Annotated in this window: 23 protein-coding genes; 11 read left to right on the forward strand and 12 right to left on the reverse strand. The window is 72.2% G+C overall.

Features of this window, described 5'->3' with window-relative positions:
- Positions 1-327 precede the first annotated feature (327 nt).
- Positions 328-3,450 (forward strand): sacsin N-terminal ATP-binding-like domain-containing protein, encoded by a 3,123-nt coding sequence (locus QC283_RS33180; RefSeq protein ID WP_279565459.1) that lies wholly within the window; start codon positions 328-330, stop codon positions 3,448-3,450.
- Between the two features lie 142 nt (positions 3,451-3,592).
- On the opposite strand, the gene QC283_RS33185 is transcribed toward QC283_RS33180, so the two are convergent.
- The 3 genes from QC283_RS33185 to QC283_RS33195 all read right to left on the reverse strand — a co-directional run bounded on the left by QC283_RS33185 (position 3,593) and on the right by QC283_RS33195 (position 6,885).
- Positions 3,593-5,995: an HAD-IC family P-type ATPase gene (locus tag QC283_RS33185; protein WP_279565460.1), complete on the reverse strand. Its 2,403-nt coding sequence runs from the start codon at positions 5,993-5,995 to the stop codon at positions 3,593-3,595.
- A 99-nt stretch (positions 5,996-6,094) separates the two neighbouring features.
- A complete protein-coding gene (locus QC283_RS33190; RefSeq protein ID WP_279565461.1) occupies positions 6,095-6,580 on the reverse strand; it encodes a GNAT family N-acetyltransferase in 486 nt (161 codons plus the stop codon).
- Between the two features lie 50 nt (positions 6,581-6,630).
- On the reverse strand, positions 6,631-6,885 hold the full coding sequence (locus QC283_RS33195; RefSeq protein ID WP_279565462.1) for a DUF2530 domain-containing protein: 255 nt from the start codon (positions 6,883-6,885) through the stop codon (positions 6,631-6,633).
- A 183-nt stretch (positions 6,886-7,068) separates the two neighbouring features.
- Here QC283_RS33195 and QC283_RS33200 point away from each other — a divergent pair, with 183 nt between their 5' ends.
- Positions 7,069-8,526 carry an NCS2 family permease gene (locus QC283_RS33200; protein ID WP_279565463.1) on the forward strand — a complete coding sequence of 486 codons (1,458 nt, stop codon included), beginning with the start codon at positions 7,069-7,071 and terminating at the stop codon, positions 8,524-8,526.
- A gap of 10 nt (positions 8,527-8,536) precedes the next feature.
- Here QC283_RS33200 and QC283_RS33205 read toward each other — a convergent pair whose 3' ends face one another.
- Complete coding sequence (locus QC283_RS33205) at positions 8,537-8,719, reverse strand: hypothetical protein (RefSeq protein ID WP_055417808.1); 183 nt, start codon at positions 8,717-8,719, stop codon at positions 8,537-8,539.
- 156 nt (positions 8,720-8,875) lie between these two features.
- Between QC283_RS33205 and QC283_RS33210 the strand changes: the two genes are divergently transcribed.
- Entirely contained in the window at positions 8,876-9,313 is a 438-nt protein-coding gene (locus QC283_RS33210; protein ID WP_279565464.1) for a MarR family winged helix-turn-helix transcriptional regulator, read from the forward strand.
- A 24-nt stretch (positions 9,314-9,337) separates the two neighbouring features.
- The gene (locus QC283_RS33215) at positions 9,338-10,699 is read left to right on the forward strand and encodes an MFS transporter (protein WP_279565465.1); all 1,362 of its coding nucleotides are present in this window, start codon (positions 9,338-9,340) and stop codon (positions 10,697-10,699) included.
- Positions 10,700-10,745: 46 nt separating this feature from the next.
- Here the strand turns inward: QC283_RS33215 and QC283_RS33220 are convergent, their stop codons facing one another.
- Positions 10,746-11,333, reverse strand: a complete 588-nt coding sequence (locus QC283_RS33220) for a Uma2 family endonuclease (protein WP_279565466.1) — start codon at positions 11,331-11,333, stop codon at positions 10,746-10,748.
- A 117-nt stretch (positions 11,334-11,450) separates the two neighbouring features.
- On the opposite strand from QC283_RS33220, the gene thpR reads away from it, so the two are divergent.
- On the forward strand, positions 11,451-12,023 hold the full coding sequence (gene thpR / locus QC283_RS33225) for an RNA 2',3'-cyclic phosphodiesterase (protein ID WP_279565467.1): 573 nt from the start codon (positions 11,451-11,453) through the stop codon (positions 12,021-12,023).
- 132 nt (positions 12,024-12,155) lie between these two features.
- Here the strand turns inward: thpR and QC283_RS33230 are convergent, their stop codons facing one another.
- Both QC283_RS33230 and QC283_RS33240 read right to left on the reverse strand, forming a co-directional pair.
- Positions 12,156-13,148: an aldo/keto reductase gene (locus QC283_RS33230; RefSeq protein ID WP_279565468.1), complete on the reverse strand. Its 993-nt coding sequence runs from the start codon at positions 13,146-13,148 to the stop codon at positions 12,156-12,158.
- Between the two features lie 418 nt (positions 13,149-13,566).
- Positions 13,567-14,247 (reverse strand): SGNH/GDSL hydrolase family protein, encoded by a 681-nt coding sequence (locus QC283_RS33240; RefSeq protein WP_279565469.1) that lies wholly within the window; start codon positions 14,245-14,247, stop codon positions 13,567-13,569.
- 100 nt (positions 14,248-14,347) lie between these two features.
- On the opposite strand from QC283_RS33240, the gene QC283_RS33245 reads away from it, so the two are divergent.
- Complete coding sequence (locus QC283_RS33245) at positions 14,348-15,331, forward strand: WD40 repeat domain-containing protein (RefSeq protein ID WP_279565470.1); 984 nt, start codon at positions 14,348-14,350, stop codon at positions 15,329-15,331.
- On the opposite strand, the gene QC283_RS33250 is transcribed toward QC283_RS33245, so the two are convergent.
- Positions 15,305-16,102 (reverse strand): TetR/AcrR family transcriptional regulator, encoded by a 798-nt coding sequence (locus tag QC283_RS33250; RefSeq protein WP_279565471.1) that lies wholly within the window; start codon positions 16,100-16,102, stop codon positions 15,305-15,307. The genes QC283_RS33245 and QC283_RS33250 overlap by 27 nt on opposite strands.
- A gap of 89 nt (positions 16,103-16,191) precedes the next feature.
- On the opposite strand from QC283_RS33250, the gene QC283_RS33255 reads away from it, so the two are divergent.
- Positions 16,192-17,163 carry an ATP-binding cassette domain-containing protein gene (locus QC283_RS33255; RefSeq protein WP_279565472.1) on the forward strand — a complete coding sequence of 324 codons (972 nt, stop codon included), beginning with the start codon at positions 16,192-16,194 and terminating at the stop codon, positions 17,161-17,163.
- Entirely contained in the window at positions 17,160-17,987 is an 828-nt protein-coding gene (locus tag QC283_RS33260; RefSeq protein ID WP_279565473.1) for an ABC transporter permease, read from the forward strand. Before QC283_RS33255 ends, QC283_RS33260 begins: the two co-directional genes overlap by 4 nt.
- 66 nt (positions 17,988-18,053) lie before the next feature.
- Here QC283_RS33260 and serC read toward each other — a convergent pair whose 3' ends face one another.
- Positions 18,054-19,172 (reverse strand): phosphoserine transaminase, encoded by a 1,119-nt coding sequence (serC, locus tag QC283_RS33265; protein WP_279565474.1) that lies wholly within the window; start codon positions 19,170-19,172, stop codon positions 18,054-18,056.
- Between the two features lie 111 nt (positions 19,173-19,283).
- Here serC and QC283_RS33270 point away from each other — a divergent pair, with 111 nt between their 5' ends.
- Positions 19,284-22,145 (forward strand): FAD-binding and (Fe-S)-binding domain-containing protein, encoded by a 2,862-nt coding sequence (locus QC283_RS33270; RefSeq protein WP_279565475.1) that lies wholly within the window; start codon positions 19,284-19,286, stop codon positions 22,143-22,145.
- 154 nt (positions 22,146-22,299) lie between these two features.
- Here the strand turns inward: QC283_RS33270 and QC283_RS33275 are convergent, their stop codons facing one another.
- The 3 genes from QC283_RS33275 to QC283_RS33285 form a co-directional block, all read right to left on the reverse strand.
- The gene (locus QC283_RS33275) at positions 22,300-22,671 is read right to left on the reverse strand and encodes a VOC family protein (protein ID WP_279565476.1); all 372 of its coding nucleotides are present in this window, start codon (positions 22,669-22,671) and stop codon (positions 22,300-22,302) included.
- A gap of 129 nt (positions 22,672-22,800) precedes the next feature.
- Positions 22,801-23,094: a hypothetical protein gene (locus QC283_RS33280; RefSeq protein WP_279565477.1), complete on the reverse strand. Its 294-nt coding sequence runs from the start codon at positions 23,092-23,094 to the stop codon at positions 22,801-22,803.
- On the reverse strand, positions 23,091-23,342 hold the full coding sequence (locus QC283_RS33285) for a hypothetical protein (RefSeq protein ID WP_279565478.1): 252 nt from the start codon (positions 23,340-23,342) through the stop codon (positions 23,091-23,093). The genes QC283_RS33280 and QC283_RS33285 overlap by 4 nt, the downstream gene beginning before the upstream one ends.
- A 154-nt stretch (positions 23,343-23,496) precedes the next feature.
- Between QC283_RS33285 and QC283_RS33290 the strand changes: the two genes are divergently transcribed.
- Positions 23,497-23,751, forward strand: a complete 255-nt coding sequence (locus tag QC283_RS33290) for a GntR family transcriptional regulator (RefSeq protein WP_279565479.1) — start codon at positions 23,497-23,499, stop codon at positions 23,749-23,751.
- 272 nt (positions 23,752-24,023) lie between these two features.
- Positions 24,024-24,692, forward strand: coding sequence for a hypothetical protein (locus QC283_RS33295; RefSeq protein ID WP_279565480.1), 669 nt, complete (start codon positions 24,024-24,026; stop codon positions 24,690-24,692).
- Positions 24,693-24,697: the final 5 nt, after the last annotated feature.

Genomic DNA, 24,697 nt, shown 5'->3' on the forward strand with positions numbered 1-24,697 from the left:
CTGGGACGGGTCCTGCGTGCCGGAACGGGGGACGCGGGCCGGGGCGGGGGTGTTGTCGAGCCGGGTCACGCACGCCGAGGTGGGGATGTCGTCGGGGCGGGGATTGCCGAGTGGGGTCCTGCACGCCCAGGCGGGAGGGCGCCGGGGTGGGGTGTGTGCGCCGGGGTGGGGTGTTCCCGGGTGGGGTGTGCCGGTTCGGGGTCGGGTGACTGAGGGCGCTGGGGCGGGTCGTGCGTGCCGGGGTGGGGATGTCGTCGCGGTGGGCGGTGTTCCGTGGGGTGGGTACCGGGGCGGTACCTTCGTGGTCCGTCGATGAGGAGAGTCACCGTGAGCATGTACGTGCGGCCTGCCGCCGAGGGCGCCGATCCGTTCGGTACGGCACGTCTGCGGCGCGGGGTGCTGGACGCCTGGGCGACGAGCCCGGCCCGGTTCCGTGAGGACGCCAACGCCGAGGAGGACCTCGTCCTCGGCGGCTACCGGGACCGGCTGGTCGTCGAGCTCGCCCAGAACGCCGCCGACGCCGCGGCCCGGGCCGGCGTGCCCGGCCGGCTCCGGCTGACCCTGCGCGACGGGGTCCTCGTCGCCGCCAACACCGGTGCCCCGCTGGACGCGGCCGGCGTCGAGTCGCTGTCCACCCTGCGCGCCTCCGCGAAGCGGGACGCCACGGACAGCGCGGTCGGCCGGTTCGGGGTCGGTTTCGCCGCCGTCCTGGCCGTCACCGACGAGCCCGCCGTCGTCGGCCGGCACGGCGGGGTGCGCTGGTCCCTGGCCGAGGCACGGGGCCTGGCCGCCGACACCGCGCTGCACAGCCCCGGTCTGGGGGACGAGATCCGGCGCCGCGACGGGCACGTCCCGCTGCTGCGGCTGCCGTTCCCCGCCGAGGGCACCGCCCCCGCCCCGTACGACACGGCCGTCATCCTCCCGCTGCGGGACCCGGCCGCCGCCGACCTCGCCGAACGGCTCCTGCACGCCGTGGACGACGCCCTGCTCCTCGCCCTGCCCGGCCTGGAGGAGGTCGTGGTCGAGGTCGCGGACGACACGCGCACGCTGTCCCGCCGCGCCGAGGGCCCGCTGACCGTGGTGGAGGACTCCCGCGAGGGCGTCACCCGCTGGCGCACCGCCGCCGCGCACGGGCCGCTCACCCCCGACCTCCTCGCCGACCGGCCGGTGGAGGAACGGCTGCGCCCCCACTGGTCCGTGACGTGGGCGGTGCCCGTGGACGCCGAAGGCGGCCCCGCGCGGCCCCGCACCAGTCCCGTCGTCCACGCCCCCACGCCCAGTGACGAGCCCCTCGGCGTTCCCGCGCTGCTCATCGCGTCCTTCCCGCTGGACTCCACCCGCCGGCACGCCGCGCGCGGCCCGCTGACCGACTTCCTGACGGAGCGGGCGGCGGACGCCTACGCCGGGCTGCTCGCCGACTGGCGGCCGGTCACCGCCGGCCTCATCGACCTGGTGCCCGGCCCGCTGGGCAAGGGCGAGCTGGACGGCGTACTGCGGCAGGCGATCCTCGAACGGCTGCCGCGCACCTCCTTCCTGCCGCCCGCCGCCGAACCGCGCGAGGACGACCCCGACCTGCCCGAGTCCCTGCGGCCCCGCGACGCCGAGGTGGTCGAGGGCGCGGGCGCCGACACGGTGCGGGTCCTCGCCGAGGTGCTGCCGACCCTGCTGCCCGCCGGACTCGAGCGCCGTGCCGAGCTGCGCACCCTGGGCGTGGCCCGGCTGCCGCTGACCGACGCGATCGACCGGCTGGCCGGGCTGGAGAAGGCCCCCGGCTGGTGGCGGCGGCTGTACGACAGCCTCGCCGGAGTCGACCCCGAGCGGCTGTCCGGGCTGCCCGTGCCCCTGGCGGACGGCCGCACCACCATCGGGCCCCGGCAGGTGCTCCTGCCCTCCCCGGCCGCCGCCTCCCTCGACCCCGAGGTCCTCACCCGCCTCGGCCTGAAGGTCGCCCACCCGGACGCCGCCCACGGGCTCCTGGAGAAGCTCGGCGCGCTGCCCGCCACCCCGCGCGCGGTCCTCACCACTCCGCAGGTCCGCGCCGCCGTCGCCGCCTCCCTGGAGGACGACGGCGGCACGAACTGGGAGGAGGACGCCCTCGACGCCGACGAACTGGCCGACACCGTCCTCGGCCTGGTCCGCGACGCCGGACTCGACGCCGGGGACGAGCCCTGGCTCGGCGCGCTCGCCCTGCCCGACGAGGACGGCGAACTCTCCCCGGCGGGCGAACTCGTCTTCCCCGGCGGCCCTTTCGCCCAGGTCATGCGCGAGGACGAACTCGCCTCCGTGGACGCGGACCTGGCCCGCAAGTGGGGGCCGGAGCCCCTGGCCGCCTGCGGTGTGCTCGTCACCTTCGCCCTGGTCCGGGCCACCGACGTCGTACTCGACCCGGACGAACTGGAGCCCCGCGAGGGCGACTTCGCCGAGCCGGACGACGCGGGCCTGCTGGACGCCGTGGACGTGTGGAGCGAGGACGTCCTCGACCGCTTCCCGGACAGTCCCGTACCGCCGGTCGCCACCGAGATCGTCGCCGTGCGCGACCTGGACCTGGTGGACGACGACCGGTGGCCCGAGGCCCTCGCCCTGCTGTCGCGGCCGCCGCTGCGCGACGCGCTCGTCCAGTCCGTGCGCGTCCTCCTGCACGACGGCACCCACGAGGTCGTACGGCCGTACACCGCGTGGTGGCTGCGCGGGCACCCGGTGCTCGGCGGGCGCCGCCCGGCGGGTCTGCGCGCGGCGGGCGGCGACCCGCTGCTGCGGGGCCTGTACGACGAGGCCGACGCGGCCGGGTTCGACGACGAGCAGGTGTTGCGGGCGCTGGGCGTACGGACGTCCGTCGCGGCCCTCCTCGAGGAGCCCGGAGGCGCGGCCGAGCTGCTGGACCGCCTCGCCGACCCCGACCGCCCGGTCACGGCCGCCCAACTGCACGCCCTGTACAGCGCGCTGGCCGAGCTGGACCCCGAGCAGGTCACCCTGCCGGACGAGGTGCGGGCCGTGGTCGACGGCCGGGTGGAGGTGGTGGACGCCGCCGACGCCGTGGTGGTCGACTCACCCGACCTGCTGCCCTTCACGTCGGGCGTACCGCTGCTGCCCGTACGGCCGGCCCGGGCCGCCGAGCTGGCGGAGCTGTTCCAGGTGCGGCGGCTGAGCGAGTCCGTCACCGGCGAGGTGGACTCCGAGGGCGCCGAGCACGACGTACCGGAGCCGGTGCGGGTGCTGCTCGGGGCGCGAACCCCGGCGTCGTACGTGGAACACGAGGAGCTGGTCGTCGGCGGTATGGAGATCGACTGGCGGCTGACGGACGACGGCGCGCTGCACGCCGCGACGCTGGAGGGCGTCGCCGCCGGGCTCGCCTGGGCGGCCGGCCAGTGGCCGCGGCGCTTCGAGGTCGCCGCCCTGCTGGAGGACGAGTCCCGCACGGAGGAGCTGGCGCGGGACCGCTGGTTCGACTAGTACCTTCTCGCAGACGTGAACGATGTGCGTCGAGTGTCCTCGGAGCGCTCGGATGAGCGCTACGAGGACACTCGGGCCGGAAAGTTCACGGTTTCGGGCAGGGTGGCCCTCCCCCGCGCCCGGAACCGCCCGGCAAAAAGGGCTAGGCCGGCACGCGCCGGTCCACCCACCTCCACAGCAGCTCCAGCACACCCGCCGCCGCCACCGCGATGCCGACGGCGGTCCACGGCATCGTCACGCCCACCAGCTTCAGAGCGAAGAAGTCCTGGAGCCACGGCACCACCAGCACCACCAGGAAGCCCGCGCCCATCGTCGCCACCAGCGCCACGCGCCACCAGGTGTAGGGCCGGGCGATGATCGCCAGCACCCACAGGGAGATCAGGAACAGCGTCAGCGTCGCCGCGCTCGTCTCGGCGTCCAGCGCCCCCGGACCGGAGTAGTGCTGCCGGGCGACCAGGTACGTGGTGAAGGTCGCCGCCCCGGTCAGCACGCCGCCCGGGATCGCGTACCGCATGACGCGCCGTACGAAGTGGGGCTGGGCCCGTTCCTTGTTCGGGGCGAGGGCCAGGAAGAAGGCGGGGACGCCGATGGTGAGCGTGGAGATCAGGGTGAGGTGGCGGGGCAGGAAGGGGTACTCGACCTGCGAGCAGACCACCAGGATCGCCAGCAGCACCGAGTACACGGTCTTCACCAGGAAGAGCGTCGCGACCCGGGTGATGTTGCCGATGACCCGGCGGCCCTCGGCCACCACCGACGGCAGCGTGGCGAAACTGTTGTTGAGCAGCACGATCTGCGCGACCGCCCGGGTGGCCTCCGAGCCCGAGCCCATCGCCACGCCGATGTCGGCGTCCTTGAGCGCCAGGACGTCGTTCACGCCGTCGCCGGTCATCGCGACCGTGTGGCCGCGCGACTGGAGCGCGCCCACCATGTCCCGCTTCTGCTGCGGGGTGACCCGGCCGAAGACCGTGCCGTCGTCGAGCGCCCCGGCCATCTCCTCCCGGCCGGCGGGCAGCCGGCGCGCGTCGACGACGGCGCCGGACAGTCCGAGCCCCGCCGCGACCGCGCCGACCGACACCGCGTTGTCGCCGGAGATGACCTTGGCGCGGACGTCCTGGTCGGCGAAGTAGCGCAGGGTGTCGGCGGCGTCCGGGCGCAGCCGCTGCTCCAGGACGACCAGGGCGGTGGGCGTGACGCCCTCGGCCACGCCGGGGTCGTCCAGGTCGCGGTCGGCGCGGGCGAGCAGCAGTACGCGCAGTCCCCGCTCATTGAGCCGCGTGGTCTCGGCGAGGGCGGGGTCGTCCTCGGCCAGCAGCACGTCCGGTGCGCCCAGCAGCCACGTACCGGAGGCGCCGTCACCCCCGTCGAAGGTGGCTCCGCTGTACTTGCGGGCGGACGAGAAGGGCAGGGATGCGGTGCGGCGCCGGTCCCCGGCGGTTTCGGCGACCGGGTAGGCGTCGATGATCGCCTGCAGGGAGGCGTTCGGACGCGGGTCGGATTCGCCGAGAGCGCCGAGGACCGTGCGGACGTGGCTCTCGTCGGCGCCGCCGAGCGGGCGCAGCTCGGTGACGTCCATGCCGCCCTCGGTGAGGGTGCCGGTCTTGTCCAGGCAGACGGTGTCGACGCGGGCCAGGCCCTCGATCGCGGGCAGTTCCTGGACGAGGCACTGCTTGCGGCCGAGCCGGATGACGCCGATCGCGAAGGCCACGGAGGTGAGCAGGACCAAGCCCTCCGGGACCATGGGCACGATGCCGCCGACCGTCCGCGCGATCGAGTCGTCCAGCTCGTTGTCCTCGGCGACCAGCTGGCTGAGGATCAGGCCGATCGCGGTCGGGACCATCATCCAGGTGACGTACTTCAGGATCGTGGAGATGCCGGAGCGCAGCTCGGACTGGACCAGCGTGAAGCGGGAGGCCTCCTCGGCGAGCTGGGCGGCGTACGCCTCGCGTCCCACCTTGGTCGCCCGGAACGCGCCGCCGCCCGCGACCACGAAGCTGCCGGACATGACCTGGTCCCCCGGCTGCTTGACGACCGGGTCGGCCTCGCCGGTCAGCAGGGACTCGTCGATCTCCAGCCCGTCCGCCTCGACGCACACCCCGTCGACGACGACCTTGTCCCCGGGGCCGATCTCGATGACGTCGTCCAGCACGATCTCCGAGGTGCTGACCTCGGCGGCTCTCCCGTCCCGCCGCACGGTCGGGCGGACCTCGCCGATCAGTGCCAGGGAGTCGAGGGTCTTCTTCGCCCGCCACTCCTGGACGATGCCGATGCCGGTGTTGGCGAGGATCACGAATCCGAACAGGCTGTCCTGGATCGGCGCGACGAACAGCATGATCACCCAGAGCACGCCGATGATCGCGTTGAACCGGGTGAAGACGTTGGCGCGGACGATGTCGGCCATGGAGCGGCTGCTGCGTACCGGCACGTCGTTGACCTGGCCGCGCGCGACCCGCTCGGCGACCCCGGCCGCGGTCAGGCCGGTCGCCGGGGAGGCCGGGTGGAAGGGATCCGCGGGATCGAGTCGGTCGTCCGCGTCGAGATGCGTCATGCGTTCGACGGTAAGGGCGGATTTACGGCTTCACTCGCCGAATGCGGGGAAGATCCGACCCGGGTAGGAGGGACCGGCCCGGCCTCTGGCGCCGTGGTACTACAGGGCGCGCAGGTATGTCAGACCAGGGCACCCGTCGAGCCGCGTCTCACCGGTGCGGACGAACCCGGTGCGGACGAACCCGGTGCGGGTCAGGACGGCCCGCGAGGACACGTTGTCGAGGGTGGCCGCGGCCCGCAGCGCGGTCAGCCCGCACGTGCGGGCGGCGAGACCGCAGAGCTCCCGCACGGCCCGGGTGGCCAGGCTCCGCCCGGCGGCCCGCTCGGCGCTCCGGTACCCGAGATCGGCGACGCCCGCCCCCACGTCGACCAGGTTGGCCCGCCCGAGTACCTCGCCCCCGCGAGCGGTCAGCACGTGGAAGTAGCTGAGACCGGCCTCCTGCTCGGCCGGCCGCGCGCGGAGCATCTCGTCGAACCGGGCGAAGAAGTCGTCGCCCCGGTCGGGCACGGAGGCGGCGAACCAGGCCCGGTTCTCCCGCTCGAAGGCGAGGAGCGCGGGCGCGTGATCCGGCCGGAGCAGGTGCAACCGGGGTGGCTCGGCGGGCTCGGGTGGCTCGCCCGACCCGGGCACGGGCGTCAGGCCGCGTCCCGCGCCATCCGCTTGAGCGCGGCGTCGCGCTTGCGGACGTACCAGATGCCGATCAGCCCGAGCCCGGCGCCGGCCAGGCAGGTCCACACCCACCAGGTCTGCCCGCGGTCGTCGAACCAGCCGTAGAAGGGCAGCTGGACGAGGAAGAGGACGAACCAGAGGACGGTGCCGCCGATGATGGTGGGCACCACGGGGCCCTCCAGGGGCTCCGGCGCCTCGTGCGTGGGTGTCCACTTCGTCATGCGTACAGCTTACGAGCAGGGCGCCGGTGCGCCGACAGCGCGCGGCGCCGCCCCGAATCTACGCGCGGAGATAGCGATCACTGGCTCATACGTTCATACTGAATCCGTTTGTCTCTGACCACTTTCATTCGTAGGAAGCACCAACAAGGCCGTGGGGGAACCTGTTGGTGATGAGGTCCTCGCATGCCCACCTCGGCCTCCGCCAAGGTCCCCCCGTCCCCCGAGTCGCCGGAAGACCGGCGGCCCCCGCAGAACGGACTCGACCGCTACTTCAAGATCTCCGAGCGCGGCAGCACGCTGTCCCGCGAGATCCGCGGCGGTCTGGCCACCTTCTTCGCGATGGCCTACATCATCGTGCTGAACCCGATCATCCTGGGCAGCGCGAAGGACATGTACGGCAACCAGCTCGACAACGGTCAGCTGGTCACCGCGACCGCCCTGACAGCGGCGTTCACCACGCTCCTGATGGGCGTCATCGGCAACGTCCCGATCGCGCTGGCCGCCGGCCTCGGTGTGAACTCCGTCGTCGCCCTCCAACTCGCCCCGCGGATGTCCTGGCCGGACGCCATGGGCATGGTGGTGCTGGCAGGCTTCGTCGTCATGCTGCTGGTCGCCACCGGCCTGCGTGAGCGCGTGATGAACGCCGTGCCCTACGGCCTGCGCAAGGCCATCGCCATCGGTATCGGCCTGTTCATCATGCTGATCGGCCTCGTCGACTCCGGTTTCATCACCCGGATGCCGGACGCCGCCCAGACCACCGTCCCGCTCCAGCTGGGCACCGGCGGCCATCTGATCGGCTGGCCGGTACTGGTCTTCGCCCTCGGCGTGCTGCTCACCCTGGCGCTGATCGTCCGCAAGACCCCCGGCGCGATCCTGATCTCCATCGTGGTGATGACCGTCGTCGCGATGGTCATCAACGCCGTCGCCGACATCCCCTCCTGGGGCCTGACCACCCCGGAGTGGCCCGGCAACCCCGTCGCCACCCCCGACTTCGGCCTGGTCGGCGAGGTCAGCCTGTTCGGCGGGTTCGAGAAGGTCGGCGTCCTGACCGGCGTGCTCTTCGTCTTCACCGTCCTGCTGTCGTGCTTCTTCGACGCGATGGGCACGATCATGGCGGTCGGCGACGAGGCGAAGCTGACCGACGGCGAGGGACAGATGCCGGGCATCAACAAGGTCCTGTTCGTCGACGGCATCGCGGTCGCCGCGGGCGGCGCCAGCTCCGCGTCGGCGACGACCTGCTTCGTGGAGTCCACGGCCGGCGTCGGCGAGGGCGCGCGCACCGGCTTCGCGAACATCGTCAGCGGTGCGCTGTTCGCCGTGGCGCTGTTCCTGACGCCGGTCGCCACGATGGTGCCGTCCCAGGCGGCCACTCCGGCGCTGGTCGCGGTCGGCTTCCTGATCCTGGCCGGCTCCATCAGGGAGATCGACTGGTCCGACTTCACGATCGCCATCCCGGCCTTCGTGACGATGCTGATGATGCCGTTCAGCTACTCGATCACCAACGGCATCGGCATGGGCTTCATCACCTTCTCGGTGCTGCGCCTGGCCGCCGGGCGGGGCCGGGAGGTCCCGGTCACCATGTACGCGGTGTCCGCGGTCTTCGCCTTCTACTACCTGATGCCGGCGCTGGGTCTCACCTGACCGGCAGGGCTCACGTGACCCCGTAGAACCGCTCCGTCTCCTCCACGGCGGACTGGAACCGCTCGTCGAAGTCATCCCGAATGAGCGTCCGGACGACATAGTCCTGGACGCTCATTCCCCTTTTCGCCGCATGGTGCCGGAGCCGGTCGAGCAGCTCCCCGTCCATCCGCAGGCTGAGCACACTGGTCCCCATGCGCACGAGGGTCGCCCCCGCCGACCGGGTGATGCTCCGGTTTCCGGAAACAGCTCACTCGTACGGGTGAACTATGAGTTTCAGTGGCGGGCGTCACGGGCACGCGGGCGGATGGCCGGTGGTATTTCGCGAGACTAATGAGTTACGCTAAGGAACATGCCGGACCTCAAGCATGGCGACGACGCCGCCGCCGTGAACTCCCTGCGCTCCGCCGTGATGCGGCTGTCCCGTCGGCTCAAGCACCAGCGCGTCGACGAGTCGCTCAGTCCGACCGAGATGTCGGTGCTGGGCACCCTGTCCAACTGCGGCAGCGCGACCCCGGGCGAGCTCGCCCGCAAGGAACACGTCCAGCCGCCCTCGATGACCCGCATCGTGGCGCTCCTGGAGGCCAAGGGACTGGTCCGACTGGAGCCGCACCCCGAGGACCGGCGCCAGAAGGTCGTGACGCAGACCGAGCAGGCGGTGGTCATGCTCGAGGAGAGCCGCCGCAAGCGGAACGCGTTCCTGGCCACGCTGGTCGAGGGACTCGACGAGGACGAGTGGGCGAAACTGCGCGCCGCCGCCCCGGTGCTCGAGAAGCTGGCGCACGTGTAAGCATTCGCGAGGAGGCGAACCCTTTTGAGTACGGGATCCGGAGCAGCTTCCGCCCCCGCACCCGACGGCCACGACGACCCGACCACCCCCGACGCCCCGCGTCGGACGTCGATGTTCGCCTCCCTGAAGGTCAGGAACTACCGCCTGTTCTTCCTGGGCCAGGTCGTCTCCAACGTCGGCACCTGGATGCAGCGCATCGCCCAGGACTGGCTGGTGCTCAGCCTCACCGGCTCCTCGGCCGCCGTCGGTATCACCACGGCCCTGCAGTTCCTGCCGATGCTGCTCTTCGGCCTCTACGGCGGTGTCCTCGTCGACCGCCTGCGCAAGCGGCCCACGCTGCTGGTCACCCAGTCCGCGATGGCCCTGACCGCGCTCTTCCTCGCCGTCCTCACCCTGACCGGCCACGTCGACGTCTGGCACGTCTACGTCGCCGCCTTCGCGATGGGCCTGGCCACCGTCGTCGACAACCCGGCCCGCCAGTCCTTCGTCGCCGAGCTCGTCGGCCGCGACCAGCTGCAGAACGCCGTCAGCCTCAATTCGGCCAACTTCCAGTCCGCCCGGCTGGTCGGCCCCGCCGTCGCCGGCCTGATGATCACCGGTGTGGGCACCGGCTGGGCGTTCCTCGCCAACGGCCTGTCCTTCGTCGCACCGCTGACCTGCCTGCTGCTGATGCGCGCCCGCGAACTGCACGCCGTCGAGCGCGCCCCGCGCGGCAAGGGACAGCTGCGCGAGGGCCTGCACTACGTCGCCGGCCGCCCCGAGCTGATCTGGACCATCACCCTGGTCGGATTCATCGGCACCTTCGGCTTCAACTTCCCGGTCTTCCTGTCCGCCTTCGCCGACGACGTCTTCGACGCGGGGGCCGGTGCCTACAGCCTCTTCAACACCCTCATGGCGGTCGGCTCGCTGGCCGGTGCCCTGCTCGCCGCCCGGCGCGGCACCGCGCGGCTGCGCGTCCTGATCGCGGCGGCGCTCGCCTTCGGCACCCTGGAGATCGTGGCGGCGACGGCACCCGAGCTGTGGCTGTTCGCGCTGCTGATGGTCCCGATAGGCGTCTTCAGCATGACGGTGAACGTCACCGCCAACACCAGCATCCAGATGTCCACCGATCCGGCCATGCGGGGCCGTGTGATGGCCCTGTACATGATGGTCTTCCTCGGCGGCTCACCGGTCGGCGCCCCGATCGTCGGCTGGGTCACGGACACCTACGGCGCCCGGGCCGGCCTCGCCGCGGGGGGCGCGGTGGCGGCGACCGCCGCGCTCGTCATCGGCCTGGTCCTGGCCCGCGTCGGCAACCTGCGCCTGTCGGTGGGCTGGCACCGGGGGCACCCGCAGGTGCGGTTCGTGCCACGCGAGCGGCGCGAGGAGCTGGCGCCGGCGGCGTAGCCGGTCCGGGCCCGGGTGCGCGCGGCCCGCAGGACCGGTCCCCGGGTCAGTCGCGGGGGAAGTCGTCGGTCCTGAGCGCGAGGCCGACGACGGTGCCGGTCAGGTCGACGTCCTCGCCGAAACCGAAGCTGACGGAGCCGTGGTACTTGCCGTCCTGCGGCAGGGTGTGCAGGTGCCACTCGCCGGCGTACGGGTCCACGATCAGGTACACCGGCACTCCGGCGGCCGCGTAGGTGTCCTTCTTGGGGCCGTAGTCGTTGCCCGCGGTGCTCCTGGAGATGACCTCGGCGACGAACTCCACGTCGGCGGGGAGCCAGTGCCCCTTGTCGTCCCGCTCGGCGCCCTCGGCCAGGGCGACGACGTCGGAGGCGAAGCCGTTGAGATGCCCGGGGTAGTCCATGCGGACGTCGGACTTGACGCGCTTGCGCGGGTACCTGGTGCGCAGTTGGTCATAGATGTCCGCGATGATGTCCCAGTGGGTGTCCCGCTGCGGCGTCATGAAGATGTGACCCCCGACGATCTCGGTCTTGTATCCCTCGGGGACGGGCATCTTCTCGAGCCACTCGAACATGACGTCCAGAGTCAGCTCGGCGCTCTCCTCGGCCATCTCGATCCTGTCGTCAAGGACGGTCATCGTGGCGCTCCTCCCCGGCCGACGCTCGACGTGAGCCCAGCCGCGCGGTACAACGATACGCACGGTGACCAGGACACGCGCGGACGTACGCGTGTTCCCCAAGGGAGACTGGCCGGCATGAGACTGTTCGCCGCCGTACTGCCCCCGGACGACGTCACCGCCGCCCTCGCCACCGAGGTGGCCGCGCTGCGCAGGCTGCCCGGCGCGGACGGGCTGCGCTGGACCGGTCGCCCGGGGTGGCACTTCACGCTGGCCTTCTACGGAGAGGTCGAGGACGACCTCGTACCGGACCTGTCGGCCCGCCTGGAGCGGGCCGCCCACCGCACGGCGCCCTTCGGGCTGGCGCTGCGCGGGGGCGGTCAGTTCGGGCACGGGCGGGCTCTGTGGGCGGGTGCGGAGGGCGATCTCGCCACCCTGCGGCTGCTGGCCGACCGCGCGGAGTCGGCGGCGCGCAAGGCGGGCGTCCCGATGGGGGAGCACCGCCGCTACACACCCCACCTGACGGTGGCCCGCAGCCGGGAGGCGTTCGACGTACGCCCCTACGTCGAGGCCCTGGACGGCTTCACCGGCCCCTCCTGGACCGTGACCGGCCTGGCGCTGGTGCGCAGCAGCCTGCCGACGTCCGGGGTGCCGGGCGAACAGCCCCGTTACGAGACGGTCGCCCGCATCCCGCTCGGCGCGTCCGGTTAGGCTCGGGGGCGTGGACCCGAAGACCCGTAACCGGATCATGGCCGGTGTGCTCGTAGTGATGATGCTCGTGGTGGCGGTGGCGGCGGCGCTCGGCTGAGCAGCCGTGAGGCGGCCGCCGCCACGGTCATGCCGTTACCAGGCGAACGCCTCCGGTGAAGGGCCCGGCCCCGGGAAGATCTCGTCCAGCCCGGTCAGCAGCTCGTCCGACAGCTCCAGCTCCACGGCCCGCAGCGCCGACGCGAGCTGCTCCGAGGTGCGCGGACCGACGATCGGGCCGGTCACGCCGGGCCGCGTCAGCAGCCAGGCCAGAGCGGCCTCGCCGGGCTCGACTCCGTGCTTGTCGAGCAGGTCCTCGTAGGCCTGGACCTGTGCGCGGCCGGCGGGGTCGGCGAGGGTGTCGGCCGCCCGTCCGGAGGCGCGGCGTCCGCCCTGCACCTCCTTCTTCAGGACCCCGCCGAGCAGCCCGCCGTGCAGCGGCGACCAGGGGATGACTCCGAGGCCGTAGTCCTGAGCGGCCGGGATGACCTCCATCTCGGCGCGGCGCTCGGCCAGGTTGTACAGGCACTGCTCGCTGACCAGCCCGATGGTGCCGCCGCGCCGGGCGGCGGTCTCGTTGGCCTGGGCGATCTTGTAGCCGGGGAAGTTCGAGGACCCGGCGTAGAGGATCTTGCCCTGCTGGACCAGTACGTCGATGGCCTGCCAGATCTCGTCGAATCCGGTGGCGCGGTCGATGTGGTGGAACTGGTACAGGTCGATGTGGTCCGTCCGGAGCCGCTTCAGGCTGGCGTCGACCGCCCGCCGGATGTTCACGGCGGAGAGCTTGTCGTGGTTGGGCCACGCCTCGCCGTCGGCGCCCATGTTGCCGTAGACCTTGGTGGCCAGGACGGTCCTGTCCCGCCGGTCGCCGCCCTTGGCGAACCAGTTGCCGATGATCTCCTCGGTACGGCCCTTGTTCTCGCCCCAGCCGTACACGTTGGCGGTGTCGAAGAAGTTGATGCCGGCGTCCAGCGCCGCGTCCATGATCGCGTGGCTGTCGGCCTCGTCGGTCTGCGGGCCGAAGTTCATGGTCCCGAGGACGAGTCGGCTGACCTTGAGTCCTGTGCGTCCGAGCTGCGTGTACTTCATGGTCCCCAAGCCAACGACTTGGAGTGCACTCCAGGCAAGCGGTCCGTGCGGTCAGTCGCGGGGGAAGGTGTCCGTCCTGAGGGTGAGGCCGAGGACGGTGCCGGTGAGGTCCAGCTCCTGCCCGGAACGGTTCGCTGCGGTGTCATGTGGACGTTGCCGCCGACGACTTCGACCCTGAATCTCTCGGCGAGCGGCACCCGCTCCAGCTGCTCGGACCACGCGCCCAACCGCCGGGTGTTGGTGTCGAGCATCTCGTTCCTTCCGGCTGCCCTCGTGGACGAGTACAGCCGCGCGGTACAACGATACGCACGGCACCCAGGGCACGGGAGGACGCGCATATGCCAGAGCGGGACAGTACCGACCACCTGGCCCGGGCGGTCCGGGCGATCCGGTCGGCCCACGGGGCGGGGGAGGCGGCCTACGGGGTGGGGGAGTAGGGCCCGCCCAGCCCCCACGCCTCGTCCATCGCCTCCGCGAAGGCCTCCGCGATCTTGTGCTCGCCGCTCTCGTTGGGATGCGTGCCGTCGTACGTGTCCGTGTGGAAGTCGTACGACACCGGCGGCGGGACCAGGAGCAGCGAGGAGCCGGGTTCGTCGAGGTCGGCGGTGGTCTTTGCGAGGAGTTCGTTGAAGCGGGTGACCTGCTCGGCGAAGGACGCGTCGGTCTCCACCCGGATGTTCGGGATCACCGGCATCACGGCCATGCGTACGCGCGGGTTGGCCGAGCGCGCCTCGGCGACGAAGGCCCGGACGTTGTCGGCCGTCTGCTCCGCGTTCGTGTAGAAGCCGAGGTCGATCAGGCCCAGGGAGACCAGGAGGACGTCCGCGCGGCAGGTCCGTACCGTCTCGCCGATCAGCGGGGCCATGTGGTGCCAGCCCTCGCCCCAGCCGGCCAGGTGGGCGCGGGGGAAGTCGGGGTCGGCGTAGGCGTACGAGGTGGGGGCGTCCGTCGACCGGTCGTGCAGCGTCTCGCGGGGGCCGACGAACGCGAAGGGGCGGCCGTGGGAGTCGCGCAGGTGTCGCCACATCCGGTAGCGCCACGTGTGTTCGCCCGCGCTCCCGATCGTCATGGAGTCACCGACAAACATGAACCTGAGCATCCGCTCATCATGGATGATCGGCCTGGCCGGCGCGATGTGAGCCCGGCCACCTGGGGAGGCCCGCGCCGTGAACGCCCGCTCGGGATGGCAGTCTTGGCGCATGCGCCGATCTTTCGCCCTCCTCGCCTCGGCCCTTCTCGTGGGCGCGTTCGCCGCGCCCGCCTCCGCCGCCGACGGGGTCGCCGGGAGCGACGGCTTCACGATCAAGGACCCGCGCATCACCGAGTCCAGCGGGCTCGCCGCCTCGCGTCTGCACCCCGGCGTCTACTGGACCCACAACGACCAGGACAACGGGCCGTACCTCTACGCCGTGGACGGCTCCACCGGCGAGACCGTCGCCCGCGTCGCGCTCACCGGCGTCGGCTCGCCCCGGGACGTCGAGGCGATCTCCGTCGGGCCGGGCAACCGGATCTTCGTCGGCGACATCGGCGACAACCTCGGCGGCACCTGGCCGCACGTGTGGATCTACGAGCTGCCCGAGCCGAAGGAGCTCAAGGACCAGACGGTCGAGGCGACGCAGTACGTCGTGAAGTACGCGGACGGCGCCCGCGACGCGGAGTCGATGGTCGTCCACCCGAAGACCGGGCGGGTCTACATCATCGACAAGAAGGAGGACGGCGGGCACCTGTACGAGGGCCCGGAGAAGCTGTCCGCCTCCGGTACCAACGTCTTCCGGCGCGCCGCCCCCGTCGAGCTCTGGGCCACCGACGCCGCCTTCTCCCCGGACGGCGAGCGGCTCGGCGTGCGCGGCTATCTCGGCGGCATCTGGTACGACTGGAACGGCGGGAAGATCCAGCGCAAGGGGCGGATCAGCGTGCCGCTCGGGCAGGGCGAGTCCGTCACCTACACCACCGACGGCGAGAAGCTGCTGCTCGGCATGGAAGGTGAGAGCAGCCCCGTGAAGGCCGAGGACGCGCCCGGGAGCGGCGGCGAGTCGGGAGGCGGCGGCTCCGGAGCCTTGGGTGAGGACTCCGCGGGGTCCGACGGGTCGGGCGGGGACACTCTCAAGGTCGGGGCGGTCGGCCTGGTCGTCGCGTGCGCCGCCGTGTTCTTCGGGCTACGACGGCTCTTCCGGCGTAGCTGAGCCGGCGGAACCGTCCGCCGCGCGCCGCGCGGCCACCAGGACCTCCAGCCCGTCCAGGATGCGCTGCAGCCCGAACTCGAAGTGGTCGAAGCCCGTGCCGAAGGCGTCCTCGGTGAGGGAGGCCAGGACGGGGTAGCGCCCGCTGGTCATGGCTTTCACCAGCACCGGCTCCTGGGCCTGCCAGAACTGCGCGTCCGTCAGCCCGGAACTGCGCTCGGCCTCCTCCCCGTGCACCTGCGTGCGGGCGGCGCCGACGACATACCCGTCGATCATGATGATCGCCGACACCAGCTCGGGGTCGGTGAGGCCCATCGGCTTGATCCGGGTGAGCACCTTCTCCATGCCGTCCAGGGTGCTCGGGCCGAGGACCGGGCGGGACTGGTTGACCTCCAGCAGCCAGGTGTGGCGGCGGTAGAGGGCGAGGGTGGCGCGGCCGAGCGCCTCCAGCGCCGAGCGCCAGTCGCCGTCGCCGAGGTCGCCGGGCTCCTGTGACGTGCGCTGCACACGGTCCAGCATCAGGTCGATCAGCTCGCCCTTGCCGGGGACGTAGCGGTACAGGGACATGGTCCCGGTGCCCAGTTCGGTGGCGATCCGGCGCATCGAGACCGCGCCGAGCCCGTCGCGGTCCGCGACCTCGACGGCGACCTCCACGATCCGCTCCAGCGTCAGGCCGGGTCTGGGCCCCCGGCTGGGCCGCCTGCCGGTGTCCCACAACAGATCGAGGGTGCGGCCGATGTCACCGCTGCCGCTGCTCTCCGTACCGCTTGCCATGGGGTCAGTTTAAATCCGCGAAAATAAACTGGGTACGGTGTACGCGCAATCGGGTACGGTGTACTCAGTTAAGGAGTGAAGGGGGACCCATGAGCGACGCACACGCGGTACGGGCCGAGGGACTGGAGAAGCGGTACGGCGACAAACGCGCCCTCGACGGCTTCGACCTGACCGTCCGCGAGGGCACCGTGCACGGCCTGCTCGGGCCGAACGGCGCCGGCAAGACCACCGCCGTGCGCATCCTGTCCACGCTGCTGAGGCTGGACGGGGGACGGGCCGAGGTGGCCGGCCTCGACGTCGCCCGGCAGGCGCGCGAGGTACGGGCGCGGATCGGCCTCACCGGCCAGTACGCGGCCGTGGACGAGGTGCTCACCGGCCGGCAGAACCTGGAGATGTTCGGGCGCCTGTTCCACCTGGGCGGCGGGCGGGCCCGTGCCCGGGCCGTCGAGCTGCTGGAGCAGTTCGACCTGACCGGCGCCGCCGACCTGGGCGTCGGCAAGTACAGCGGCGGCATGCGGCGCCGCCTCGACCTCGCCGCGTCGATGATCCTCGCGCCGTCCGTGCTGTTCCTGGACGAGCCGACGACGGGCCTCGACCCCCGCAGCCGCGGCGAGGTCTGGGACTCCGTCCGCGCGCTGGTGGCGAGCGGCACGACCGTGCTGCTGACCACGCAGTACCTGGAGGAGGCCGACAAGCTCGCCTCCCGCATCACCGTCATCGACCAGGGCCGGGCCATCGCCGACGACACCCCGGACGGGCTGAAGAACCTGGTCGGCGGCGACCGCGTCGAGGTCGTGGTCGCCGAGCGGGCCGAGATACCGAGGGTGGTGAAGGTGGTCGCCCGCGTCTGCGACGGTGAGCCCGAGACCGACGAGGTGGCGCTGCGGGTGCACGCTCCGGTCACCGACCGGGTGTCCGCGCTGACCGAGGTGGCGCGCACCCTTCAGGACGAGGGGGTCCGGGTGGAGGACATCGGGCTGCGCAGGCCGAGCCTCGACGACGTGTTCCTGCGCCTGACCGGACACCGTACGAGTGCTGAGAAGCAGGAGGTGGCGGCGTGAGCGCCCTCGACCTGACCACGGGAGGCCCTCGTGACCGCGGGCGGCTGTACTGGGCGATCGCCGACTGCGGCAACATCGTCCGCCGCGGCCTGACCCACTACAAGCGTCAGCCCGTCAACATCGCCTGGCAGCTCGGCTTCCCGATCCTGTCCGTCCTCCTCTACGGCTATGTCTTCGGCAGTGCGATGACCGTGCCGGGCGGCGGGGACTACAAGGACTTCCTGATGCCGGGCATGTTCGTGATGACCATGGCGTTCGGCTTCATCAACACGGCGACCGTCGTCGTGTACGACTCCACCAAGGGCGTCATCGACCGGTTCCGCTCCATGCCGATGGCGTCGTCCGCGGTGGTGGCCGGACGCGGGGTGACCGATCTGGTCGTCGCCTGCGCCGAGTTGACGATCCTGGTGCTGACGGCGCTGGCCATGGGCTGGCGTCCGGACGGCGGCTGGGGCTTCCTGGCCGCGTTCGGGCTGCTGCTGTGGCTGCGGTTCGCGCTGATCTGGCTCGGGGTGTGGCTCGGCCTGCTGGTCCCCAACCCGGAGGCGGCGGGCGGCCTGTTCGCGGTCGCCTTCCCGCTGACGATGATCTCCAGCATCTTCGTCGCCCCGCAGCTCATGCCCGACTGGCTGGGCTGGGTGGCCGCCTGGAACCCCATCTCGTCCACGGCGGCGGCCGCCCGCGAGCTGTTCGGCACGCCGGTCGGCGGCGGCGACTCGTGGGTGGAACAGCACTCGCTGCTGATGGCGGGCGTGTGGCCGGTGGTGCTGACGGCGATCTTCCTGCCGCTGGCGGTGCGACGCTTCCAGCGGCTCAGCCGGTAGGGGCGGGGAAGCGACGAGGGGCGCCCGGCGATTCGCCGGGCGCCCCTCGTCGTACGACCGCTGTCGCTACAGCTTCTCGATCACGTAGTCGACGCACTTGGTCAGCGCCTCGACGTCCGCCGGGTCGATCGCCGGGAACATCGCGACGCGCAGCTGGTTGCGGCCCAGCTTGCGGTACGGCTCGGTGTCGACGACGCCGTTGGCGCGCAGCACCTTGGCGACGGCGGCGGCGTCGATGTCCTCGGAGAAGTCGATCGTGCCGATGACCTGCGAGCGCTTGGCCGGGTCCGAGACGAACGGGGTGGCGTACTTGGACTCTTCCGCCCAGGCGTACAGGCGGGACGAGGAGTCCTTGGTGCGGCCGGTGGTGAAGTCCAGGCCGCCCTGGCCGTTCATCCAGTCCAGCTGCTCGCCCAGGAGGAACAGGGTGGCCAGCGCCGGGGTGTTGTACGTCTGGTTCTTGCGGGAGTTGTCGATCGCGGTCGGCAGCGAGAAGAACTCCGGGACGTGCCGGCCGCTCGCGTGGATCCGCTCGGCGCGCTCGATCGCGGCCGGGGAGAAGACGCCGATCCACAGGCCGCCGTCGGAGGCGAAGGACTTCTGCGGGGCGAAGTAGTAGACGTCGGTCTCGGCGATGTCCACGGGCAGGCCACCGGCCCCGGAGGTCGCGTCGACCAGCACGAGGGAGCCCTCGTCGGCGCCGGCGACCCGCTTGATGGGCATGGCGACGCCGGTCGAGGTCTCGTTGTGGGTGAACGCGTACACGTCCGCGCCGGCCTCGGCCCGCGCCTCGGGGTGCGTGCCCGGGTCACAGGAGACGACGGTCGGCTCGGCCAGCCAGGGGGCGAGCTTCGCGGCCTTGGCGAACTTGGAGGAGAACTCGCCGAAGCTCAGGTGCTGCGACCTGTTCTCGATCAGGCCGTGGGTCGCGACGTCCCAGAACGCGGTGGAGCCGCCGTTGCCGAGGATCACCTCGTAACCGTCGGGGAGCCGGAACAGCTCGCGGATGCCCTCACGGACCTTGCCGACCAGGTTCTTGACCGGGGCCTGGCGGTGGGAGGTGCCGAGCAGGGACGTACCGGTGGCGGCCAGGGCGTCCAGCGCCTGAACCCGCACCTTGGAGGGACCCGCGCCGAATCGACCGTCCGCGGGCTTGATGTCAGCAGGAATCTGGATCTCAGCCACGAGCGGGAGCGTAGCCCCTGGGCGAAACCGAACGGGGAGATGTCCGTCCGATGAGACGAGATTCTCCGTCTCGCGGACCTGTGCCGAGCTACAAGACCCCATCCTGGACGCATGACCGATCTGGAGGCAGCACTGCGCAAGGCCGTCCGGGGCGAGGTCGGATTCGACGTCACCTCCCGGGCCCTGACGACCATGGACGCGTCCAACTACCGGCGGGTCCCGCTCGGCGTGGTGGCGCCGAGGGACGCCGACGACGTGGCCGCCGTACTGGAGGTGTGCCGGACGCACGCGGTGCCGGTCGTGGCGCGGGGCGGGGGTACGTCGATCGCGGGGCAGGCGACCGGCACGGGTGTCGTCCTGGACTTCACCCGGCACATGAACCGGCTGGTCTCCCTCGACCCCGATGCCCGCACGGCGGTCGTCCAGCCCGGCCTGGTCCTCGACCGCCTCCAGGACGCCGCCGCCCCGCACGGCCTGCGCTTCGGCCCCGACCCCTCCACCCACAGCCGGTGCACGCTCGGCGGGATGATCGGCAACAACTCGTGCGGCTCCCACTCGGTGGCGTGGGGCACGACGGCGGACAGCGTGCGCGAGCTGACGGTGCTCACCGCGCGGGGGAAGCGGCTGCGGCTCGGGCGGGAGTGGGCAGGCGCGCCGGAGGGCCTGCGCGAGCTGGTCGACGGCGACCTGGCGCGCCTGCGCACCGGCTTCCCCGACCTGCCCCGACGCATCTCCGGCTACGCGCTGGACGCGCTGCTGCCGGAGCGGGGCGCGGACGTCGCCCGCTCCTTCTGCGGTTCGGAGGGCACGCTGGGCGTGCTGACCGAGGCGGAGGTCCGGCTGGTCGAGGCACCGCGCGCGCGTGCGCTGGCGGTGCTCGGCTACGCCGACGAGGCCGGAGCGGCCGAGGCGGCGGCCGGACTGCTGCCGCTGGGCCCGCTGACGGTGGAGGGCATGGCGGCGGACCTGGTGCCGGATTCGGCCGCGGCCCTGCTCCCCCGGGGCGGGGCGTGGCTGTTCGTGGAGACGGGCGGCGAGTCGGCGGCACAGGCACGCGCGCGTGCGGAGGCGGTCGTGCGTGCGGCCGATGTCGTGGACGCGCTGGTGGTGACCGACCCGGCCGGACAGCGGACGCTGTGGCGGATCCGGGAGGACGCGAGCGGTACGGCGACGCGGATGCCGGACGGCTCGGAGGCGTGGCCCGGCTGGGAGGACTGCGCGGTGCCGCCGGAGCGGCTGGGCGCCTACCTGCGTGACTTCCGGGGCCTGCTGTCCGCCCACGACCTGCGCGGCACGCCGTACGGGCACTTCGGCGACGGCTGCATCCACGTACGCGTCGACTTCGACCTGCTGACGGACGCCGGCATCGCCCGCTTCCGCCGCTTCTCGGAGGAACTGGCCGACCTGGTCGTGGCGCACGGCGGCTCCCTCTCCGGGGAGCACGGGGACGGCCAGGCGCGGGCGGAGTTGCTGCCGAGGATGTACGGGCAGGAGACCGTCGCCCTCTTCGAGCGCGCGAAGGCCGTCTGGGACCCGGACGACCTCCTCAACCCGGGCATGCTGGTCCGCCCGGCCCCGCTCGACGCGAACCTCCGCTTCTCCGTCCTGCCGCGCGAGCCGGTGGACGTCGCCTTCGGCTACCCGTCCGACGGCGGCGACTTCTCGGCGGCGGTACGCCGCTGCGTCGGCGTCGCCAAGTGCCGTACGACGTCGGTGTCCGGCTCCGGGGTGATGTGCCCGTCGTTCCGGGCGACGGGAGACGAGGAGCACTCCACGCGCGGACGTGCCCGGCTGCTGCACGAGATGCTCGCCGGCGAGCTGGTGACCGACGGCTGGCGCTCCACGGAGGTCCGTGACGCCCTCGACCTGTGCCTGTCCTGCAAGGGCTGCCGCTCCGACTGCCCGGTCGAGGTCGACATGGCCACGTACAAGGCGGAGTTCCTGCACCACCACTACGCGGGCCGCCGCCGTCCCGCCGCCCACTACGCGATGGGGTGGCTGCCGGTGTGGCTGCGGTGGGCGGCGCGGGCGCGGGTGGCGCCGGTCGTCAACGCGCTTGCCTCCGTACGGCCGTTGGCGGCGGTGGCGAAACGGCTGGGCGGCATCGCGGGGGAGCGGGAGGTGCCGCGGCTGGCGGGGGAGACGTTCAGCCGGTGGTGGCGTAGGCGTGAGGCTTCGGCTGGTGGGGGCGGCCTGGTCGTCCTGTGGCCCGACACCTTCACCGAGCACCTCTCCCCCTCCGTGGGCCGGGCGGCCGTACGGGTGCTGGAGGCGGCGGGGCTGCGGGTGGTGCTGCCGCCGACGCTGCGGGGACGCGCCGTGATCGGCGACGGTACGTCGAAGTCGGCGGCCTCGCTGCTGACCGCCCGCCGGGGCCGGGTCTGCTGCGGCCTGACGTACGTCTCCACGGGCCAACTGGACCGCGCCCGAGCGGTGATGCGCCGCACCCTGGACCTGATGGCCCCGGTGCTGGAGACGTCCGCGCCGGTCGTCGTCCTGGAACCGAGCTGCGCCGCCGCCCTGCGCACCGACCTGCCCGAGCTGCTGCACGACGATCCGCGAGCGGCTCGGCTGGCGGCCCGCGTGCTGACCTTCGCGGAGGCCCTGGAGCGCCACGCCCCCGACTGGACACCGCCCGCCGTGGACCGCCCGGCCACCGGCCAGACCCACTGCCACCAGCACGCGGTCCTGGGCGACGCGGCCGACCGCCGCCTGCGCGAGGCGGCTGGCCTGACCGGCGAGCTGAGCGGCGGCTGCTGCGGCCTCGCGGGCAACTTCGGCTTCGAGAAGGGCCACTACGAGGTGTCGGCCGCCTGCGCGGAGGACCAGCTGCTCCCGGCGGTGCGCGAGGCACCGGACGGGGCGGTGGTCCTGGCGGACGGCTTCTCGTGCCGGACGCAGCTGGAGCAGCTGGGCGGGGTGCGGGGACGGCATCTGGCGGAGGTACTGGCGGAGGCGTTGGAGGGGAAGTAACGGGCGGGCGGCGGCGGTCCCTCCGCCGGGGGAGGTCGAAGAAAGCGTGAACAAAGTCGGGTCGATGTACTTAACGCGCTCATCTGAGAGCGGATCGACGGCCCGGCGGGCCCGAGAGCCCCAGCCGGCTCTGCCGGCCACGGGAGGACGCTGATCAGCCCCGGCAGATGCAGAAGGGATGACCGGCCGGGTCGGTGAGTACACGCGCCCTGGCAGCCTCATGAGGCTGGTGATCCGGCTTCCCCGCACCCAGCTCCAGCAGCCGGGCCTCCGCCTCGTCCAGGTCCGCGACGTCGAAGCAGAGGTGCAGCTGCTGGGGAACGCTCTGGCCGGGCCAGACCGGCGCCCGGTAGTCGTCGACCCGCTGGAATCCGATGAAGAGGCCGTCCTCACGGTTGAGACCCGCGAAGTCGGCATCCGTATCCGGGTGGACCTCAAGACCGGTGGCCTGCTGATAGAACGCCGCCAGAGCCAGCGGGTCAGGGCAGTCGAGGGTGATCGCGGCCAACTTCATCTGCGGCGCCATGGCATCTCCGAGCCGATCGGTGAACCTTCCCGCGGACACCGTAGAGGCAGCGGCTCACCCTCGCTCAACATGTGGCCGAGCCGGGGCGGCCCCGGGGAGGAGCCGGGGCCGCCACCCCTCGTCGGCTTCTCAGCTCGCCGAGTCGAAGGCTTCCAGCCGCCGGCCGCGACTCTCGGCCACCCGAAGGACGTCGGCGAGGCACTCCGCCAGTCGCTCGGCGAGGTAGCGGAGCTCGCCGTGCGGGGTGTCCGGGAGGAGACAGCGGGCGTGGGCCAGGAGTTCGAGGCCCATCCCGAGCTGGGTGGACTCCGTGGTGTCGGCCAGCCGCGAGACGGGGCCGCCGTCGTCGTCGGTGATCAGGTAACAGGGCTTGCCCTCGGGGCCGGACCAGGGGAGCAGGCGGGGTTCGCGTGGTTGCGTCATGCCGCCACCTCCAGCTCGTACGGCGCGTCTACGAGGACGTACGGGCGTACGGCCACTGTCTCGGCTCCGTCGAGGATGGAGGGGAGACCGTAGGGGCTGCGGTGGAGGGGAAGGGGCACCATGCCGACGGTGGCCGGGTGGTGCGGTGCGGTGCGGGTCGTCGGTCGCAGGCTGGTGCGGCGGTGAGTGCCTCGGGGTTTGAGCAGCAGGCTCAACCACGTGACGAGGCGGCCGATAGGCTCGGTCATGTCATCAGCTCCTTCTGGTTCGGCTGGTGGCCACGCCCCCGGACGGCTCCACCCGTCGCGGGGGTCTTCAGTTGGGCCGTCAACTCGGTCTACCGCAGTCTACCGCAGTCTACCGCGGTCGCGCGGTCTACCGCAGAGTTCTAGCGTCCACTGCATGACTCCCGAGCTTGACCGCACCCGGCCCGTCTGGCGGCAGGTCGCCGCTGCCATCGAGGCGCGTATCGCGGACGGCACCTATCCCGTGGGCGCTCGGGTTCCGTCGGTGGTCGAGTTGTCGGCCGAGTTCGGTATCGCCGCGTCGACTGCTCAGAAGGCGCTGGCCCATCTCAAAGTGGAAGGGCTGATCCGCGCCGAGGTCGGCCTCGGTTCCTTCGTGGCCCATCGGCCTGGCGGCAGCGGCGAGGCGTAGCAACAGGTCCGCGCCGTATGGACCGCTTCGCCGGGCGGCCACCAGAATGCGCGGATGACAAGCCTTGAGGTAACCCCGGAGATCGTGAGGTTCTACAGCGAGGCCGTCGACGAGGCGGACCGGCTGAGCACCCTACCCGGAGTTGCCGGCGGCGAGTTCGCACCTGCTGGCCGTGGGGCGGCGGCAGGAGTGAGGGAGGCCGGTCGCTCGGTAGGGTGCCGACCGTGCCGGGAGGGAACGGGCCGGCTCACCACGGCGGGTGAAGGAGCGGGATGTCGACAGGTACGGACTTCGGCGCGACCGCATCGGCGGGAGCCGCGCGCGCAGGAGGCGTCACCCCGTGGACGTCGGTCCGGCGCACGGTCGGGCTGGTCCTCTTCGGCTGGGCGGCCGCCGCGGTCACCGCGGCGGCCGGGTACCTGTACCCGGACCTGATAGCCGTCCCCATCTCGGTGGGGGTGGTGCTGTGCCTCGCGTTCCTGGTCCTGCTGAGCGTGCTGCACCGTGCCGTCTGGCTGTCCCTGCTGACCCCGGTCCCCGCGCTGTTCGTCCTCGTCGGCGCCGTCCAGTACGCGCCGGAGGCGGTGCTCGAAGCGCGGGGAGAGCGAGTGAACGTCGTGATCGTGGCGGACAGCGCGGCCGGTACGTCCGGTGACAACCACCGCTACACCGTTCGCGGAACCGACGGCACGGAGCTGAAGGAGAAGCTGGCGTACAACGGCGACGCCGGGGCCCCCAAGGTGGGGGACCGCCTCGCCGTGATCCGTGATCCCGACGGTGAGGTGCCGATGGAGCAGGCGGACGAGGTGGATGCCGCGGGCCGTCTGAACGGGCTGATCGCCGGCACGGTCGTGTGGACGCTGATGGCGGCACTGGCGGGGCGACGCGGCCATGTACGTCGTCGCCGGGGCCTGGAGTCCTCGCTGGACCAGCTCGTGTGACGGGG

The sequence above is a fragment of the Streptomyces sp. DH41 genome, assembly GCF_029813785.1.
Lineage (GTDB): Bacteria > Actinomycetota > Actinomycetes > Streptomycetales > Streptomycetaceae > Streptomyces.

Coding starts and splice junctions, on each gene's coding strand:
- QC283_RS33185 (WP_279565460.1), bottom strand. CDS start 5,995: ATGACGCATCTCGACGCGGACGACCGACTCGATCCCGCGGATCCCTTC.
- QC283_RS33195 (WP_279565462.1), bottom strand. CDS start 6,885: ATGACGAAGTGGACACCCACGCACGAGGCGCCGGAGCCCCTGGAGGGC.
- QC283_RS33200 (WP_279565463.1), top strand. CDS start 7,069: ATGCCCACCTCGGCCTCCGCCAAGGTCCCCCCGTCCCCCGAGTCGCCG.
- QC283_RS33205 (WP_055417808.1), bottom strand. CDS start 8,719: ATGGGGACCAGTGTGCTCAGCCTGCGGATGGACGGGGAGCTGCTCGAC.
- QC283_RS33210 (WP_279565464.1), top strand. CDS start 8,876: ATGCCGGACCTCAAGCATGGCGACGACGCCGCCGCCGTGAACTCCCTG.
- QC283_RS33220 (WP_279565466.1), bottom strand. CDS start 11,333: ATGACCGTCCTTGACGACAGGATCGAGATGGCCGAGGAGAGCGCCGAG.
- thpR (WP_279565467.1), top strand. CDS start 11,451: ATGAGACTGTTCGCCGCCGTACTGCCCCCGGACGACGTCACCGCCGCC.
- QC283_RS33230 (WP_279565468.1), bottom strand. CDS start 13,148: ATGAAGTACACGCAGCTCGGACGCACAGGACTCAAGGTCAGCCGACTC.
- QC283_RS33240 (WP_279565469.1), bottom strand. CDS start 14,247: ATGCTCAGGTTCATGTTTGTCGGTGACTCCATGACGATCGGGAGCGCG.
- QC283_RS33245 (WP_279565470.1), top strand. CDS start 14,348: ATGCGCCGATCTTTCGCCCTCCTCGCCTCGGCCCTTCTCGTGGGCGCG.
- QC283_RS33250 (WP_279565471.1), bottom strand. CDS start 16,102: ATGGCAAGCGGTACGGAGAGCAGCGGCAGCGGTGACATCGGCCGCACC.
- QC283_RS33255 (WP_279565472.1), top strand. CDS start 16,192: ATGAGCGACGCACACGCGGTACGGGCCGAGGGACTGGAGAAGCGGTAC.
- QC283_RS33270 (WP_279565475.1), top strand. CDS start 19,284: ATGACCGATCTGGAGGCAGCACTGCGCAAGGCCGTCCGGGGCGAGGTC.
- QC283_RS33275 (WP_279565476.1), bottom strand. CDS start 22,671: ATGGCGCCGCAGATGAAGTTGGCCGCGATCACCCTCGACTGCCCTGAC.
- QC283_RS33280 (WP_279565477.1), bottom strand. CDS start 23,094: ATGACGCAACCACGCGAACCCCGCCTGCTCCCCTGGTCCGGCCCCGAG.
- QC283_RS33285 (WP_279565478.1), bottom strand. CDS start 23,342: ATGACCGAGCCTATCGGCCGCCTCGTCACGTGGTTGAGCCTGCTGCTC.
- QC283_RS33290 (WP_279565479.1), top strand. CDS start 23,497: ATGACTCCCGAGCTTGACCGCACCCGGCCCGTCTGGCGGCAGGTCGCC.
- QC283_RS33295 (WP_279565480.1), top strand. CDS start 24,024: ATGTCGACAGGTACGGACTTCGGCGCGACCGCATCGGCGGGAGCCGCG.